Origin of the sequence: Streptomyces roseoviridis (genome assembly GCF_039535235.1) — a bacterium.
GTDB classification, from domain to species: domain Bacteria; phylum Actinomycetota; class Actinomycetes; order Streptomycetales; family Streptomycetaceae; genus Streptomyces; species Streptomyces roseoviridis.
Genome location: NZ_BAAAWU010000001.1, coordinates 256,861 through 270,562 on the forward strand (window position 1 = coordinate 256,861; position 13,702 = coordinate 270,562).

Here is a 13,702-nt window from a genome sequence, read left to right on the forward strand (position 1 = left end):
CGGGCGAGACCTTCGGCCAGGCAGTAGCGCCACGTCCGCATCCCTGTGGGCGTGGTCCGTCATGCCGGGCCGAGTGGTCCTCCCGTCGCCCATCGAGGCGCCGTGTCGGTCCCGGGCCCGGTCCAGAGCAGAGAGCCACCGGTATGCATCTCGACCCCTTGGCGATCGTCACCGCCTTCGGGCTGATCTTCCTCGCCGAACTTCCGGACAAGACGATGTTCGCGTCCCTCGCCATGGGCACGCGCATGCGTCCACTGTACGTCTGGTTCGGCACCGCGACGGCGTTCGTCGTCCACGTGGCCATCGCCGTCGGCGCGGGCGGCCTGCTCGGCCTCCTCCCCGGCTGGATCGTCAAGCTCGTCTCGGCGCTCCTGTTCGCCTTCGGCGCCTTCATGCTGCTGCGCGGCGGGGGCGACGACGACGAGGAGGACACGGGCGGCGCCACGGTGACCGGCTTCTGGCCCGTCTACTCCACCGCCTTCATGGCCGTGTTCATCAGCGAGTGGGGCGACCTGACCCAGATCACCACGGCCAACCTCGCCGCCACCAACGACACCTGGTCGACGGCGATCGGCTCCGCCGCCGCCCTGATGTCCGTCTCGGCGCTCGCCCTCGTCGCCGGCCGGTTCATCGCGAAGCGCGTCCCGCTCAGGACCGTGCAGCGGATCGGCGGCCTCTGCATGGCCGCGCTCGCGCTCTGGTCGCTGGTCGAGGTCTTCACGGGCTGACGCACCCGCCCGCGCTCACCGGCCCGCGCCCGGCGGCCACCCTTCCGGCCGCCGGGCGCACCCTTGCTGAAGGACTGAATCACTGCTTCACTCCTTCCATGCCGTACCGACGCACGCCCGCCGTCCAGGCACGGCTCGACGCACAGCGCACCGCCGTCGTCGAGGCGGGCCTCGGTCTGCTCGCCCAGCACGGCTACGCCGGCTGCACCATGGCCGCGGTCGCCGCACGGGCCGGGATCGCCACCGGGAGCGTGTACCGCCACTTCCCCAGCAAGGCCGAGCTCTCCGTCGAGCTGTTCCGGACGGTCGTCCGGCGCGAGGTCGCCGCGGTGTCCGAGGCCGCGGCACTGTCCTGTCACCGGACCGCCGCCGAGCGGGTGGTCGCGGTCATCGAGACCTTCGCGAGCCGGGCCCTGAAGGCACCCCGGCTCGCCTACGCCCTGCTCGCCGAGCCGGTCGACCCGGCCGTCGACGCCGAGCGCCTCGTCTTCCGGCGCGCCTTCCGCGACGTCTTCGCCGCACGGATCGACGCCGGCGTGCGCGCCGGCGAACTGCCCCCCCAGGACGCCGTGCTGACCGCCTCCGCGCTCGTCGGCGCGGGCGCGGAGGCGCTCGTCGGTCCCCTCGCCGAGGGGGCCGTCGGCCCCGGCACCGTCCCCGCCCTGGTCACCTTCACCCTGCGAGCCCTGGGAGTACCCGATGCCGACCACGCATGAGGTCACCAACCAAGTCCCGCCGCTCACCGGTCACGACGTCTCGGCCGACCCGGCGCTCCTGGAGGCGCTGCGCCGCGAGGGCGCGGGCTGGGCGGAGACGGACCTCCGCGAGCTCGGCCTGCGGGCGGGCGGTCATCAGGCCCAGGAGTGGGGGCGGCTCGCCGAGCGCCACTCCCCCGTCCTGCACACCCACGACCGGTACGGCCACCGGATCGACGAGGTCGAGTTCCACCCGTACTGGCACGAGCTGATGAACGTCGCCGTGCGGCACGGTCTGCACGGCGCGCCCTGGGCCGACCCCCGGCCCGGCGCGCACGTGGCCCGCGCCGCCAAGGTGTTCGTGTGGGGGCAGGCCGACCCGGGGCACCTGTGCCCGGTCTCGATGACGTACGCGGCCGTGCCCGCCCTGCGCGCCGAGCCGGAGCTGGCCGCCGTGTACGAGCCGCTGCTGTCCTCCCCGTACTACGACTTCGGGCTGCGGGTGCCCACGGAGAAGCGCGGCATCATCGCCGGCATGTCGATGACGGAGAAGCAGGGCGGTTCGGACGTCCGCGCCAACACCACCCGCGCGGTCCCGACGGGCGAGTCCGGCATGTACGCGCTGACCGGGCACAAGTGGTTCACCTCGGCCCCGATGTCCGACGTCTTCCTCACCCTCGCCCAGGCCCCCGGGGGACTCTCCTGCTTCCTCGTGCCGCGCGTGCTGCCGGACGGCTCGCGCAACGCCGTCCGCTTCCAGCGGCTGAAGGACAAGCTGGGCAACCGTTCGAACGCGTCGAGCGAGATCGAGTACGAAGGCGCGCTCGGCCGGCTCGTCGGCGAGGAGGGCCGCGGCGTCGCCACCATCATCCGCATGGTGAACATGACCCGGCTCGACTGCGCCGTCAGCTCCGCGTCCGGGATGCGCCAGGGCCTCGTGCAGGCCGTGCACCACGCCCGCCACCGCAGCGCCTTCGGTGCCCGTCTGGTCGACCAGCCGCTGATGACCAACGTGCTCGCGGACCTGGCGGTCGAGGCGGAGGCCGCGACGGTCGCCGCGCTGCGGCTCGCGGGCGCCGTGGACCGGGCCGCGGCCGGCGACGCGCAGGAGGAGCAGCTGCGCCGGCTGGGCCTCGCGGTCACCAAGTACTGGGTGTGCAAGCGGGCACCCGCACACGCGGCCGAGGCCCTGGAGTGCCTGGGCGGCAACGGCTACGTCGAGGACTCGGGTCTGCCCCGGCTGTACCGCGAGTCCCCGCTGCCCTCCATCTGGGAGGGCTCGGGGAACGTGGCGGCGCTCGACGTGCTGCGGGCGATGGGCCGTCAGCCCGAGGCGGTGGAGGCGTTCTTCGCGGAGGTCGACCGCGCGGCCGGCGCCGACCGCCGTCTCGACGCGGCCGTCGTCCGTCTCCGCAAGGACCTCGCCGACGTCGCCGACCCGGCCGCGCTCCAGTACGGCGCCCGCCGCCTGGTCGAGCGGCTGGCCCTGGTCCTCCAGGGTTCCCTGCTGGTGCGGCACGGCCACCCGGCGGTCGCGGACGCCTTCTGCGCCTCGCGCCTCGACGCCGACTGGGGCATCGCCTTCGGCACCCTCCCGCCGGGCCTGGACACGGCGGCGATCATCGAGCGCGGTACGCCGGTGTTCCCGGGGGCGTAGCCGCGGCCCCGCGGTGGACGTCGCGGTGCCGTGCTCCGCGCGCGGGCGGGCCCTCCGTGGCAATCCGAGGGCGCGTGCCCTTCCCCCAGTCGAGACGGAGGACCGTCCGCGCTGAGCAGCGAACGGTCCCCCGAGGAGGCCCGCGAGGCGGTCCGCGCGGAGCCGGACCGGCGTGCCGAGAAGGCGGCGCCCAGGTCGTCACCTGGCGGCGGCATCTACACCGGCACCCCGAACTGTCCCACGGGGAGGAGCGGACAGCCGGGCTGGTGGCCGGTCATCTGCGCTCCCTCGGTCCGGACCAGGTCCGCACCGGCATCGCCGGACACGCGGTGGTCGGGGTGCTCTGGGCGAGGAGCGGTCGGCCGGGGCCGCGCACGGTCGCGTCGCGGGCGGACACCGACGCCCCTCCGGTACCCGACCCACGGGGGGCCGACTTCGCGTCCGAGGCGGTCGACGCGGACTGTCCGGGCGGCCCGTTCCCGGTGTCGCACGCGTGCGGGCACGACTGGGGCGGCGGGGCCGCTGACCCTGCGCAGGGGCGGCGGCGTCGACCGGGTCGTGGAGACGGGGGCGATGCTCGGCTACGACGACGCGTCCGAGCTCGTGAACCGCTTCGGCGGCCTGTGCGTGATGCCGGGCGTCCGGGACGCGGCCCCGGACGCGGCCGGGCGCCCGGTTCCGGTCGAGGGCGGGCGCGGTCCGGTCACCCACCACAACCCGCGCTTCCACGCGGACGACGACACCCTGGTCCGTGGCGTCCGGCCGCACGCGCACGTGGCCCGGTGATTCGGATTCGGGGAACCTGGGTGTGCTGTGCCGTGGGCGGTACGACCATCTGACGGGCGCTCTGACGACCGGCTGACCGGGCCGGCTGACGGGAACGGCTGGCCGCAGCGGCCGGCCGGAGCAGCGGGCCGGAGCGGGTTCACTCGTTCGTGAGTTTCCGGCGCGCTGGCGGGCGCGGCTGTCCACGCTGACTGCCATGACATCGGGGAACGATCAAGAGAACGGGCATCCCAGCGGGCAGGACCGGGCGGTGCTGCTGGTCGCCGGCCTCGCGGATCTGGCGGTGAGCACGCTCGGCACGGCGTTCGGCACGGCGCGGGGGCTGTTGCGGCGCTCGGACACCGCACAACTGGTCGAGGAGGCCGAGCGGGACCTGGTCGCCCGCGGACGGCTGGCCCTGGACCGCCGTACGGCGCCGCCTCCCGCCCACCTGGAGGTGCTGGCCCGGCACGTGCTGGCCCGGCGCGAACGCCAGGACCGGCACGACCTTTGGCACCCCGACGACCGCCGGGACCGTGACGATGACTGAGCTCTGGGACGCGGCCGCCTTCAAGGCCCGCGTCGACGAGGTGCTGCACCGTTTCGTGGCCCGGGAGGCCGACGAGCTGACGGCCGTCGACGCGTCCCTCGGGCCGGTGGCCGAGCAGTTGGAGTCGGCGGTGGCCGACGGCAAGCGGCTGCGGGCCGCGTTCTGCTACTGGGGCTGGCGCGGCGGCGGCCAGCCGGACAGCGACGCGCTGGTGCGGGCGGCGGCCTCGATGGAGCTGGTGCACGCGGCGGCGGTCGTGCACGACGACCTGATCGACGACAGCCCCCTGCGGCACGGGCGGCCCACCGCACACCGGGCGCTGCGTGCCGCCGTCCCGCGCCATCCGCGGGCGCCGGGCGCCGCGCGGTCCCTCGCCATGCTGGTCGGCGATCTCCTGATGTCCCTGGCCGGGCAGCTGTTCGTCACCAGCGGGCTGCCCGCGGCGTATCTCGGCCGGGCGCGCCCGCTGTGGGCCGCGCTCGCCCGGGACCTGATCGCGGGCGAGTGCCTGGAGATCCTCCACACCGGCGCCGCTCCGGACACCGCGGCCTCGCTCAAGGTGATCCGCTACAAGACCGCCAAGTACACGGTGGAGCAGCCACTGCTGATCGGGGGCGCGCTGGCGGGTGCGCCGGCGCGCCTGGGCGAGGGCTACTCCGCGTACGGCCTGCCGCTCGGTGAGGCCTTCCAGTTGCGGGACGACCTGCTGGGTCTGTTCGGGGACCCGGAGCGCACCGGCAAGGCCACCGGTGACGACCTGCGGGGACACCGGCCCACGGCGCTGCTCGCGGAGACCTGGCGAGCCGCGGACGCCGCGCAGCGGGAGCGGTTGCGGGCCCTGCTGGGGCACCGGGGGGCGCCGGTGGCGGACCGCGCCGACCGCGGCCACGGCGAGGACGGCCACGACGCCGGCCACGGCGACGGCGGTCCGGAGGAGGTCCGCGTGCTGATGCGGAGCCTGAAGGCACCCGAACGGGTGGAACGCATGATCGCCGCCCGGGTCGAGGAGGCGCTGCGCGCCCTGGACGAGCTCGACGCGCCGCCCGCGGCCGTCGCCGCGCTCACGTCGCTGGCCCACTCCGCCTCGACCCGCCTGTCCTGACCCCGCCCCGCCTCCGCCCCGGAGCGCGAGCCGGCGAAGCGCCGGAACCCTGAAGCCCCGAAGCCGAAGCCCTAAGGAAGCACGCATGATCCCCATCGAGGCGTCGATGGACGCCCTGCGCCACGCGGGTGACGAGCTGGCCGACGCCACCGTCGCCACCCTCTTCGAACGCGGCCAGGTCGGCACGTTCAACACGCTGATGCGTTACGTCTCCACGTCCGGCTCGCCCCTGCCGGACGGGCTGCCGGAGGTGGCCCGGGAGTACCTGCAGGCCACCGCCGCACCGCCGAGCTGGGTGGACTGGGGCGAGATGGAGAAGGCGCGGCTGTTCTTCACCGACAACGACGTGCACATCACGACGGCGCTGTCCTTCGCCGCCATGCCCGCCTGCTATCTGGTCCCGCACGTGGCGCGCCTGCTGTCCGCGACGCACGGCCTGCGGTACCCCGCGAAGCGCATGGCGGAGACCGGGCAGTTCACGGTGTACCTGATGCGGCCGGACGCCTTCGAGGCGGGCGGCCGGTTCGTCCCGGCCGCGCAGAAGGTCCGGCTGCTGCACGCCTCGATCCGCCACCATCTGCGGCGCGAGGGCCTGTGGGACACGGCGGAGCTCGGGGTGCCGATCTGTCAGGAGGACATGATCGGCGGGCAGATGTTCTTCTCGATGCTGGTCCTCGACAGTCTGCACCGGCTCGGCATCCACATGTCGGCCGAGGGCGCGAACGCCTACTTGTACGCCTGGCGGGTGGTCGGCGCGATGCTCGGCGTCGACCAGGACGCCGTGCCGAAGGACCTCGACGAGGCCCGCCGGTTCCTCGACCTCTACATGATCCGGCACATGGGGCCCTCGCCGGAGGGGGCGGAGCTGACCCGGCAGCTCATCGAGCTCTACGAGGAGGTGGTGCCGGGCACCCTGTTCGACCCGATCGTCTCGGCCCTCGTCCGGCATCTGGTGGGCGACACGTGCGCCGACTGGCTGGAGGTGCCGCGCACGGCGTGGGACACGGTCGTGAAGGCGGTGCCGCGTCTGCTGGGCGTGCTCGAGACCGTCGAGGACCGCTCCCCGCTCGGCGCGTGGCTCCTCGACCGGCTCGGTCACCTGACGACCGTGTTCGAGTTGTCCTCCCTCACCCGGGGCCGGGTCATGCACTACGCCATCCCGGAACACCTCAGGAAGGACTACGGCCTGTCCTCTGCGGTCTCCGCCAAGCGCAGGTGGACCCCGCCCCCGCCTGTCGTCGACGCCTCCTGGTCCGGGGCCGGGGACCGTCGCCCGGGCGCGGCCACGTGACGCCCTCGTGGACGTCGGCGGGAATCGACGCCCGCGGGCGGTCCCGAGTTGCGTGGCGGCCGGTACGCGCAAGGCTGGGGGTACCGGTCCGCCACCCGCAGGGAGAGACGATGCAGCAGCCCGAACCCTTCGACCTCGGTGCCCTGGTCGACGAGCATCTGGCCAACGCGCGTTCCGACGCGCACGGCCGCAGCGCCCATCTGCTCGTGCACGACGGGGTGCTCCGGCAGAGCGTGATCGCGCTGATCGGCGGGATGGCACTGGACGAGCACAACGCCCCGCCGGCCGCGAGCCTCCAGGTGCTGCGGGGCCGGGTGGAGCTGACGGCGTCGGGGCGGACGCGGGAACTGGCGGCGGGGCAGCTCCAGATGCTCCCGAAGGAACGCCAGGGCCTGACCGCGCTCGAGGACGCCGTCGTGCTGCTGACCGCCGTCAACGACTGAGAGCCGTTCCCGACCGCGCCCCTCCGGTCCGACCGCGCCCCTCCGGTCCGGCCGCGCTCCGCTGGTCCGGCCGCGTTCCGCCGGTCCGACCGGGCGCTGCCAGGTCGTGGCGCGCCATACTCCGACCGGTCGTTTGTGGCTTCCCGGCCCATAGGGGTGCGGGGTGCGCCGCCCCTACTCTCCGGCGCATCCCCACCCGTACGAGCCGCACGGGAGTCCTGATGCGACCTGCACGAGCACCACACACCCGAGCACCACACACCCGGACACCGCGCGTCCCCCGGCCGGGGCGCCTCGCGGCGCTGCTGCTGTCCGCCGTCTCCGCCCTGGCCCTCGCCGCGCCCGCGTCCCCCGCCGCGGCGGCGGCGCCCGCGCCCGTGCCGGGCACCCTCGCCCCGTACAACGTCAGTTCGGTGTACACGGCCGGGATCTCCTCGGGCGGCTACATGGCGACGCAGCTGCACGTGGCGTACTCGGGCACCATCTCCGGATCGGCCGCCTTCGCCTCGGGCCCGTACCACTGCGCTCAGAACAGCCTGTCCACCGCGCTCAACGCGTGCATGGACACCCTCCAGGACCTCCAGTCGAGCCGGCTGGAGCGGACGACCCGGGACTGGTCGGCACGAGGGATGGTGGATCCGGTGTCCCATCTGTCCGGGGATCCCGTGTACGTCTTCAGCGGGACGAACGACGCGACCGTGAAGCAGCCGGTGGCGACCGCGCTCGCCGACTACTACGGCCGCTTCGGCGCCCGGGTCCGCTATCAGCGGACCACGGCGGCCGGTCACGCGTGGATCAGTCCGCTCGGCCCGAACGCCTGCGCAGTGACGCAGACGCCGTTCATCAACGACTGCGGGGTGGACGCCGAGCGTGAGCTGCTCGGCCATCTCCTCGGCCCGGTCGAGGCGCCCGCCCTGGTCCCGTCCGGCACCCTGATCCGCTTCGACCAGAACGGTTACGCGCCCGGCGGTTCGGCGGCGGCCCTGTCGATGGGGAACGAGGGCTTCGCGTACGTGCCGAAGTCCTGTGCGGACGGGGCGGCCTGCACGCTCATGGTCGCGCTGCACGGCTGCAAGCAGGGCTACGCCTACCAGGGCTTCGGGACCCGGTTCGTCGAGAACGCCTATCTGAACGAGTACGCGGACACCAACGCGATGATCGTGCTCTACCCGCAGGCGGCCCCGACCGCCACCCTGGAGAACCCCAACGGCTGCTGGAACTGGTGGGGATATCTCGGGGACGCGGCCTACGCGCACCACGGCGGCAAGCAGATCGAGGCCGTGATGGGCATGGTCCGGGCGCTGCGCGGCACCACCGAGCCGCCGCCGGCCGGTGGCGGCTCGGTGACGCTGCCGAGCGTGGACGCGCAGGACGGGTACGTGAAGGCGGCGGCCGACGGTTCGGGGGCGGCGGTCGGGACCCTGGAGGACACGTACGGCTTCGCGCTCGGCCGGGGGTCGGACGGGAAGGTGAACCGGACGCTGCTCTCGTTCGACACCTCGAGGATCCCGGCGGGCAAGGAGGTCACCCGGGCTTATCTGACGGTGACCCGGTCGAGCGGCTCGGGCGACCCCTGGGCGTCGCCCGCGGGCAACCGGCTGCTCGCGGACGTCCGTACGGGCTGCTTCGGCGGGTGCGCGGTGGAGGCGGGCGACTGGGCGGCGCCGGCGACGGCGGCGGGCGTGGCGCAGCTCGGCCCGTTCGGGTCGGGCGGCACGGTGTCCGGCGATCTGTCACCGGCCGGCCTCGCCGCCCTGGACCGCAGCGGTACGACACAGCTGCGCCTGGGCTTCGCGTCGGCTCCGGCGGGGACGGCGTACCTCTTCGTCAACCAGGCCGCTCCGGTGACGCTGACGGTCGAGTACCGGTAGAGCGTGTCTCTTTGGTCGGTTGGTCAGTTGATCGGATGCGTCCGTCCGTTTAGTGATCACTGACGTGATCTGGGACCGGATCGGGCCGTTGATGCCGGCCGATCCGGTCCGCGGCCGGCGATGGGCCGATCACCGCCGAACCCTGGAAGCCATCGTGTGGAAGTACCGCACCGGCTTTCCCTGGCGGGACCTGCCGGACGAGCTCAGCTCGTTTCATACCGCTCACAAACGCCTGATTCAGGTGGGCCATGGACGGCACCTGGGAACGCATCCCCGCCGCCGTTCTGGCAGCGGCCCACGCTGATGCCGACCTCGACTGGACCGTCTCGGTGGACTCCACTGTCTGCCGGGCTCACCAGCACGCTGCCGGTGCCGGGAAACAGGGGCGCCAGACCGGGCCGAACCTGACGACCACGCCCTCGGGCGCTCCCGCGGCGGCCTGAGCACGAAAGTTCACCTCACCAGGGACGGCCTGCACGGCCTCTGGCCCTCCGCGCACCGCAAGCCAGGCGGGCGACGCCCCGGCCTTGGAGGCCGTCATGGCCGCCATCCGTGTCCCACGAAGCGGACCCGGTAGACCGAGAACCCGACCCGATGCCGTCCTGGCGGACCGCGCGTACTCCTCCCGTGCGATCCGGAGTCACCTCCGCCGACACGGGATCCGCAGTGTCATCCCCCAGCCGTCCGACCAGGTCGGCCACCGGCTGCGGCGAGGCTGCGACGGGGGTCGCCCACCGGCTCTCGACGCCTGAGCGTACAAGCAGCGCAACTCGCTCGAGCAGTACATCAACCGACTCAAGCAGTGGCGCGGCCTGGCCATGCGAACGGACAAGCTCGCCATCGCCTACCAGGCCGCACTCCACCTCGCCGCCATGCTCATCTGGACAGCCGCTTGACTGCCCACGCACACTGCCCGCGAACATGGCCACATGGACGATCTTGTGGAGTTCCTCGTCGCACGCATCATGGACGACAACCACGCCTATGCCTACGTGGCCGGCACCCTGGGCGGCGAGGCACTTCTCGACAGCCACCTCCCCATGCTCGATCTGATCGAGCAACTGGCGAACGACTACAAAGCCATGGCCCCCTCGGACTCCCGCGCGGACGGACTGGCCCACGCGCTGCGAGTCCTTGGCCAGTCATACGCCGAGCACCCCGCCTACCAGCAGAATTGGCGCCCGTAGCCATTCAAGGAGACAGGCCCCAGCCGGGGCGACGCCGCTGCACCCGGGGCGCGTGGTGCCGGGAGGTCAGCGCGGGGTCGCGGCGGTCGGTGCGAAGGGGGCGCCGTGGCCGGGGACGACGAGGACCGGGGCGAGGCCGAGGATCGCGCGCCGGGAGGCGTGCAGGGCCGCGGGGTCGGTGGCGTACGGGTCCTCGGCGGGGCCGTCGGCGGACCACCACAGGTGGGTGAGGACGACGAGCCCTTCGGCGGTGTCCACGAGGGTGCTGATGTCCTCGGCCGTGTGGCCCGGTGTGGCGGCGAGCCGGATGGAGGGCGAGAGCGCGAAGCCGTCGGCCGGGCGGTCGGTCCACAGGTCGTCCTGGTAGATCGCCCAGTGGTCGTGGTAGCGGGCGGCCGGGAAGAGCGCCGCGTTGAGCGTGTGGTCCGGGTGGTGGTGGCTGAAGACCACGTCCGTGACCTGTTCGGGCGTCACGCCCGCGTCGGCCAGCGGTCCGAGGATCAGGGCGCGGTCGGCGACCATCCCGGGATTCGACGACCACCACCGTGTCCCCGTCACGGAGCAGGGTGACGGTGGAGGCGGTGCGCGGTCCGACGTATCCGGCGGTCAGGACGGTCACGGTGGCTGTGGCGGTGGCGGTCATGCGCGCACGCTAGCCTTGCACGCCCTCCCGATTAGGCGATTTCCAGCCAGATCACAGGGGTCAGTTTCAGCCGAAAGGGGTCACGGAAGGGCGTCCGGGGGGTGGACCGTGGTCAGCGGGGGACCTCGGGGAGTTCCTCTCCCGTCTCCAGGAGCGACTTCAGGCTGGAGATCAGCGCCGGCCAGCCCTCGGCGACGAGTCGACGGATCGTGCCGCCGGGGTCCAGGTCGTCGTGGACGACGGTCAGCTTCACCATGTCCCCGGCCGGTTCGATCCGGTACGTGACCTTGGAGCGGCCCTCCTGCGCGAGCCGGGCGTACACGTCCTCGCCGATGCCGACGGCCTGGGCCCACTCGGGCGTGAAGGTGTGCCAGGTGTACGAGAGGAGCCGTCCGGGGCGGGCGGCGAGGACGACCTGGGCGGGGTCGGAGGTGGTCCGTCCGCCCTCCTCCCAGACCATGGACGCCCCGGTCGTCCAGTCGGTCTGGAAGGCCACGCCCCAGTAGCGGCGGGTGAGGACCGGGTCGGTCAGCGCCTTCCACAGCTCGTCGGGCGTGGTGCGGATGTACGCCGTGTAGACGAAGGCACCGCTGCCGTCACCGGTCGCGCCGGTGTCACGGTCCGAGACGCGGTCGCCGCCACGGGTGGGGGCGCCGTCCTCGGGGCCGTTTCGGCCGCCGACGGGGCTGCCGCCGGCGCCGCCGTCCGTGCCGACGCCGCTGTCCGCGCCGGTGCCGGTGCCGTCGCCTCTGCCGACGCCGCCGTTCGTGCCGGTGCCGGTGCCTCTGCCCGCGCCGCCGTCCACGCCCGGGTCGCTGCCCGTGCCGACGCTGCTGTCCATGCTGGGGTTGCTGTCCATCGGAGCCTGCTCCCTTGCTGACGTCCGCGTGCCCGCCCGTGTGCTCACGGGCGGAGGGCCGCCGCCACGAGGCCCTCGATCTCGTCGGTCCCCCGGCTCACCGCCTGCTCTCCGGCGACGACCCGGTCCAGGACCAGGCCGTCCACGCAGGCGAGCAGCGTCAGCGTGCGGGCCTCGGGATCCGCGACGCCCTGGGCGGCGAGGAAGGTCCGGACGGCGTCGCGTCCGGGGTTCTCCCTCGGCACCAGGATGTCTCGCAGTTCGGGGTCTCGCACGCTCTCCAGGACGCAGGCGTAGCGGGCGAGGCTGCGCCGGCGCCCCTCACCGGCCGTCCGGGCGGCGACGAGGGCGGCGAGGCTCCGCACGAGGTCGTCGGCGGTGCGCGGCACCGGGGCCCGCTCGGCCGCCGCCGCGAGCTCGGCCTGGTCGAGTTCGACCAGCCGGCGGACGAGGCCGGTGAGCAGGGCCGAGCGGGTGCGGAAGTACGCGGAGGTCGTACCGGCGGGCAGGCCCGCGGCGGCGTCGACCGCCCGGTGGGTGAGTCCGCGCATGCCCGCGTCGGCGAGGACGCCGAGGGCCGCGTCGGCCAGAAGGGTGCGCCGGGCGGGGGCGGGGGGTGCGCTGCGGTCGGAGGAGGTCACCCCCTCTTTCTACACCTGTAGAGACGAGGGTTAGGCTGCTCGGCGTCTTCTACACCTGTAGAAGCGGTTCACGAGAAGGGCACGGACCATGGGCCACACCGCAGTCGTCGTCGGCGCGGGCATCGGCGGACTCGCCGCCGCCGTCGGACTCCAGCGCATCGGCTGGGAGGTGACCGTCGTCGACCGCTCCCCCGTCCTCGCCGACGCGGGCGCCGGCATCTCCCTCGCCGCCAACGGCATCCGCGCGCTCGACGTGCTCGGACTCGGCGCCGCCGTCCGGGCCGCCGGACGCGGCCAGTACACCGGAGGCACCCGCACGCCGAGCGGCACCTGGCTCGCCCGGATGGACGGGGCCGTGCTCGAACGCGCCCTCGGCTCCCCCATCGTGGGCATCCCGCGCGCCGAACTGCACCGGCTGCTGCGGGCCGCAACGAGGCCGGGCACCCTGCGTACGGGCCTGACGGCCGAGACCGCCACGACGCTCGCCGGGGGACGCGCCCGTGTGGACCTCGGTCCGGGGAGCGAGCCCCTGGAGGCGGACCTGGTCGTCGCCGCCGACGGGATCGGCAGCCGGATCCGTACCGCGCTGTTCCCCGGCCATCCGGGTCCGGTGCACAGCGGCTCCACCGTGCTGCGGGCGATCACGTGCCGGCCGGTGGACCTCCGTACCGACTTCGAGCTCACCTGGGGGCGCGGGGCCGAGTTCGGTCACATCGCCTTCGCCGACGGGCGGGCCGAGTGGCACGCCGTCCTCAACGCGCCCGCCGGAGTGCGTCATGACGACCCGCTCGCGGTGCTGCGCCGTCGCTTCGCCGACTGGCACGCCCCGATCCCGGAGCTCCTGGCCGCGACCCGCGCCGAGGACGTCCTGCACCACGACGTCGGCGAACTGGCGACTCCGCTGCCGTCCTTCGTCTCCGGCCGTGTGGCGCTGCTCGGCGACGCGGCCCACGCGATGACGCCGAATCTCGGTCAGGGCGCCTGCCAGGCGCTGGAGGACGCCGTCGTCCTGGCCGCGGAGCTCGACCGTAGGGCAGACGTCGACACGGCGCTCGCCCGGTACGACGCCGAGCGGCGCCCGCGCAACACGGCCGTGGCGGCGGCTGCCCGACGGGCCGGCCGGATGGGGCAGCAGCTCAGCCATCCGCTCGCCGTGCCCCTGCGCAACACCCTGCTCCGGTTGGCGCCCTCGGGTGCGGCGGTGCGGGCGATCCTGCGTCACGCCGCCTGGACCCCGCCTCTCACCAGGTCTTTCACGGGTGAATAGGTG

Annotated in this window: 14 protein-coding genes and 1 pseudogene; 12 read left to right on the forward strand and 3 right to left on the reverse strand. The window is 73.8% G+C overall.

The features are described from left to right. Nucleotides 1–143: 143 nt before the first annotated feature. The 11 genes and pseudogenes from ABD954_RS01175 (at nucleotide 144) to ABD954_RS01225 (ending at nucleotide 10,289) form a co-directional block, all read left to right on the forward strand. Nucleotides 144–728 carry a TMEM165/GDT1 family protein gene (locus tag ABD954_RS01175; RefSeq protein ID WP_345483825.1) on the forward strand — a complete coding sequence of 195 codons (585 nt, stop codon included), beginning with the start codon at nucleotides 144–146 and terminating at the stop codon, nucleotides 726–728. 98 nt (nucleotides 729–826) lie between these two features. Further along, the gene (locus ABD954_RS01180) at nucleotides 827–1,444 is read left to right on the forward strand and encodes a TetR/AcrR family transcriptional regulator (protein WP_345483826.1); all 618 of its coding nucleotides are present in this window, start codon (nucleotides 827–829) and stop codon (nucleotides 1,442–1,444) included. After that, nucleotides 1,428–3,080 (forward strand): acyl-CoA dehydrogenase family protein, encoded by a 1,653-nt coding sequence (locus tag ABD954_RS01185; protein WP_345483827.1) that lies wholly within the window; start codon nucleotides 1,428–1,430, stop codon nucleotides 3,078–3,080. The genes ABD954_RS01180 and ABD954_RS01185 overlap by 17 nt, the downstream gene beginning before the upstream one ends. 573 nt (nucleotides 3,081–3,653) lie before the next feature. Next, a complete protein-coding gene (locus ABD954_RS01190; protein ID WP_345483828.1) occupies nucleotides 3,654–3,866 on the forward strand; it encodes a hypothetical protein in 213 nt (70 codons plus the stop codon). A 196-nt stretch (nucleotides 3,867–4,062) separates the two neighbouring features. After that, nucleotides 4,063–4,395, forward strand: a complete 333-nt coding sequence (locus ABD954_RS01195; RefSeq protein WP_345483829.1) for a polyprenyl synthetase — start codon at nucleotides 4,063–4,065, stop codon at nucleotides 4,393–4,395. Then, nucleotides 4,388–5,497: a polyprenyl synthetase family protein gene (locus ABD954_RS01200; RefSeq protein ID WP_345483830.1), complete on the forward strand. Its 1,110-nt coding sequence runs from the start codon at nucleotides 4,388–4,390 to the stop codon at nucleotides 5,495–5,497. The genes ABD954_RS01195 and ABD954_RS01200 overlap by 8 nt, the downstream gene beginning before the upstream one ends. 85 nt (nucleotides 5,498–5,582) lie before the next feature. Continuing rightward, nucleotides 5,583–6,788, forward strand: a complete 1,206-nt coding sequence (locus ABD954_RS01205) for an oxygenase MpaB family protein (protein ID WP_345483831.1) — start codon at nucleotides 5,583–5,585, stop codon at nucleotides 6,786–6,788. A gap of 110 nt (nucleotides 6,789–6,898) precedes the next feature. Next, the gene (locus ABD954_RS01210) at nucleotides 6,899–7,231 is read left to right on the forward strand and encodes a cupin domain-containing protein (protein ID WP_345483832.1); all 333 of its coding nucleotides are present in this window, start codon (nucleotides 6,899–6,901) and stop codon (nucleotides 7,229–7,231) included. Nucleotides 7,232–7,452: 221 nt separating this feature from the next. Further along, nucleotides 7,453–9,102, forward strand: a complete 1,650-nt coding sequence (locus ABD954_RS01215) for an extracellular catalytic domain type 2 short-chain-length polyhydroxyalkanoate depolymerase (RefSeq protein ID WP_345483833.1) — start codon at nucleotides 7,453–7,455, stop codon at nucleotides 9,100–9,102. A 91-nt stretch (nucleotides 9,103–9,193) separates the two neighbouring features. After that, nucleotides 9,194–9,998 (forward strand): annotated as a pseudogene (locus ABD954_RS01220) (IS5 family transposase). 33 nt (nucleotides 9,999–10,031) lie between these two features. Then, on the forward strand, nucleotides 10,032–10,289 hold the full coding sequence (locus ABD954_RS01225) for a DUF6221 family protein (protein ID WP_345483834.1): 258 nt from the start codon (nucleotides 10,032–10,034) through the stop codon (nucleotides 10,287–10,289). 66 nt (nucleotides 10,290–10,355) lie between these two features. Here ABD954_RS01225 and ABD954_RS01230 read toward each other — a convergent pair whose 3' ends face one another. The 3 genes from ABD954_RS01230 to ABD954_RS01240 all read right to left on the reverse strand — a co-directional run bounded on the left by ABD954_RS01230 (nucleotide 10,356) and on the right by ABD954_RS01240 (nucleotide 12,342). Next, nucleotides 10,356–10,811, reverse strand: a complete 456-nt coding sequence (locus ABD954_RS01230) for an MBL fold metallo-hydrolase (RefSeq protein WP_345483835.1) — start codon at nucleotides 10,809–10,811, stop codon at nucleotides 10,356–10,358. A gap of 233 nt (nucleotides 10,812–11,044) precedes the next feature. After that, nucleotides 11,045–11,791, reverse strand: a complete 747-nt coding sequence (locus ABD954_RS01235) for an SRPBCC family protein (protein ID WP_345483836.1) — start codon at nucleotides 11,789–11,791, stop codon at nucleotides 11,045–11,047. A 44-nt stretch (nucleotides 11,792–11,835) separates the two neighbouring features. Beyond that, the gene (locus ABD954_RS01240) at nucleotides 11,836–12,342 is read right to left on the reverse strand and encodes a TetR/AcrR family transcriptional regulator (protein WP_345491871.1); all 507 of its coding nucleotides are present in this window, start codon (nucleotides 12,340–12,342) and stop codon (nucleotides 11,836–11,838) included. A 178-nt stretch (nucleotides 12,343–12,520) separates the two neighbouring features. On the opposite strand from ABD954_RS01240, the gene ABD954_RS01245 reads away from it, so the two are divergent. Continuing rightward, on the forward strand, nucleotides 12,521–13,699 hold the full coding sequence (locus ABD954_RS01245) for an FAD-dependent monooxygenase (RefSeq protein WP_345483837.1): 1,179 nt from the start codon (nucleotides 12,521–12,523) through the stop codon (nucleotides 13,697–13,699). Nucleotides 13,700–13,702: the final 3 nt, after the last annotated feature.

Coding starts and splice junctions, on each gene's coding strand:
- ABD954_RS01175 (WP_345483825.1), top strand. CDS start 144: ATGCATCTCGACCCCTTGGCGATCGTCACCGCCTTCGGGCTGATCTTC.
- ABD954_RS01180 (WP_345483826.1), top strand. CDS start 827: ATGCCGTACCGACGCACGCCCGCCGTCCAGGCACGGCTCGACGCACAG.
- ABD954_RS01185 (WP_345483827.1), top strand. CDS start 1,428: ATGCCGACCACGCATGAGGTCACCAACCAAGTCCCGCCGCTCACCGGT.
- ABD954_RS01190 (WP_345483828.1), top strand. CDS start 3,654: ATGCTCGGCTACGACGACGCGTCCGAGCTCGTGAACCGCTTCGGCGGC.
- ABD954_RS01195 (WP_345483829.1), top strand. CDS start 4,063: ATGACATCGGGGAACGATCAAGAGAACGGGCATCCCAGCGGGCAGGAC.
- ABD954_RS01200 (WP_345483830.1), top strand. CDS start 4,388: ATGACTGAGCTCTGGGACGCGGCCGCCTTCAAGGCCCGCGTCGACGAG.
- ABD954_RS01205 (WP_345483831.1), top strand. CDS start 5,583: ATGATCCCCATCGAGGCGTCGATGGACGCCCTGCGCCACGCGGGTGAC.
- ABD954_RS01210 (WP_345483832.1), top strand. CDS start 6,899: ATGCAGCAGCCCGAACCCTTCGACCTCGGTGCCCTGGTCGACGAGCAT.
- ABD954_RS01215 (WP_345483833.1), top strand. CDS start 7,453: ATGCGACCTGCACGAGCACCACACACCCGAGCACCACACACCCGGACA.
- ABD954_RS01225 (WP_345483834.1), top strand. CDS start 10,032: ATGGACGATCTTGTGGAGTTCCTCGTCGCACGCATCATGGACGACAAC.
- ABD954_RS01230 (WP_345483835.1), bottom strand. CDS start 10,811: ATGGTCGCCGACCGCGCCCTGATCCTCGGACCGCTGGCCGACGCGGGC.
- ABD954_RS01235 (WP_345483836.1), bottom strand. CDS start 11,791: ATGGACAGCAACCCCAGCATGGACAGCAGCGTCGGCACGGGCAGCGAC.
- ABD954_RS01240 (WP_345491871.1), bottom strand. CDS start 12,342: ATGCGCGGACTCACCCACCGGGCGGTCGACGCCGCCGCGGGCCTGCCC.
- ABD954_RS01245 (WP_345483837.1), top strand. CDS start 12,521: ATGGGCCACACCGCAGTCGTCGTCGGCGCGGGCATCGGCGGACTCGCC.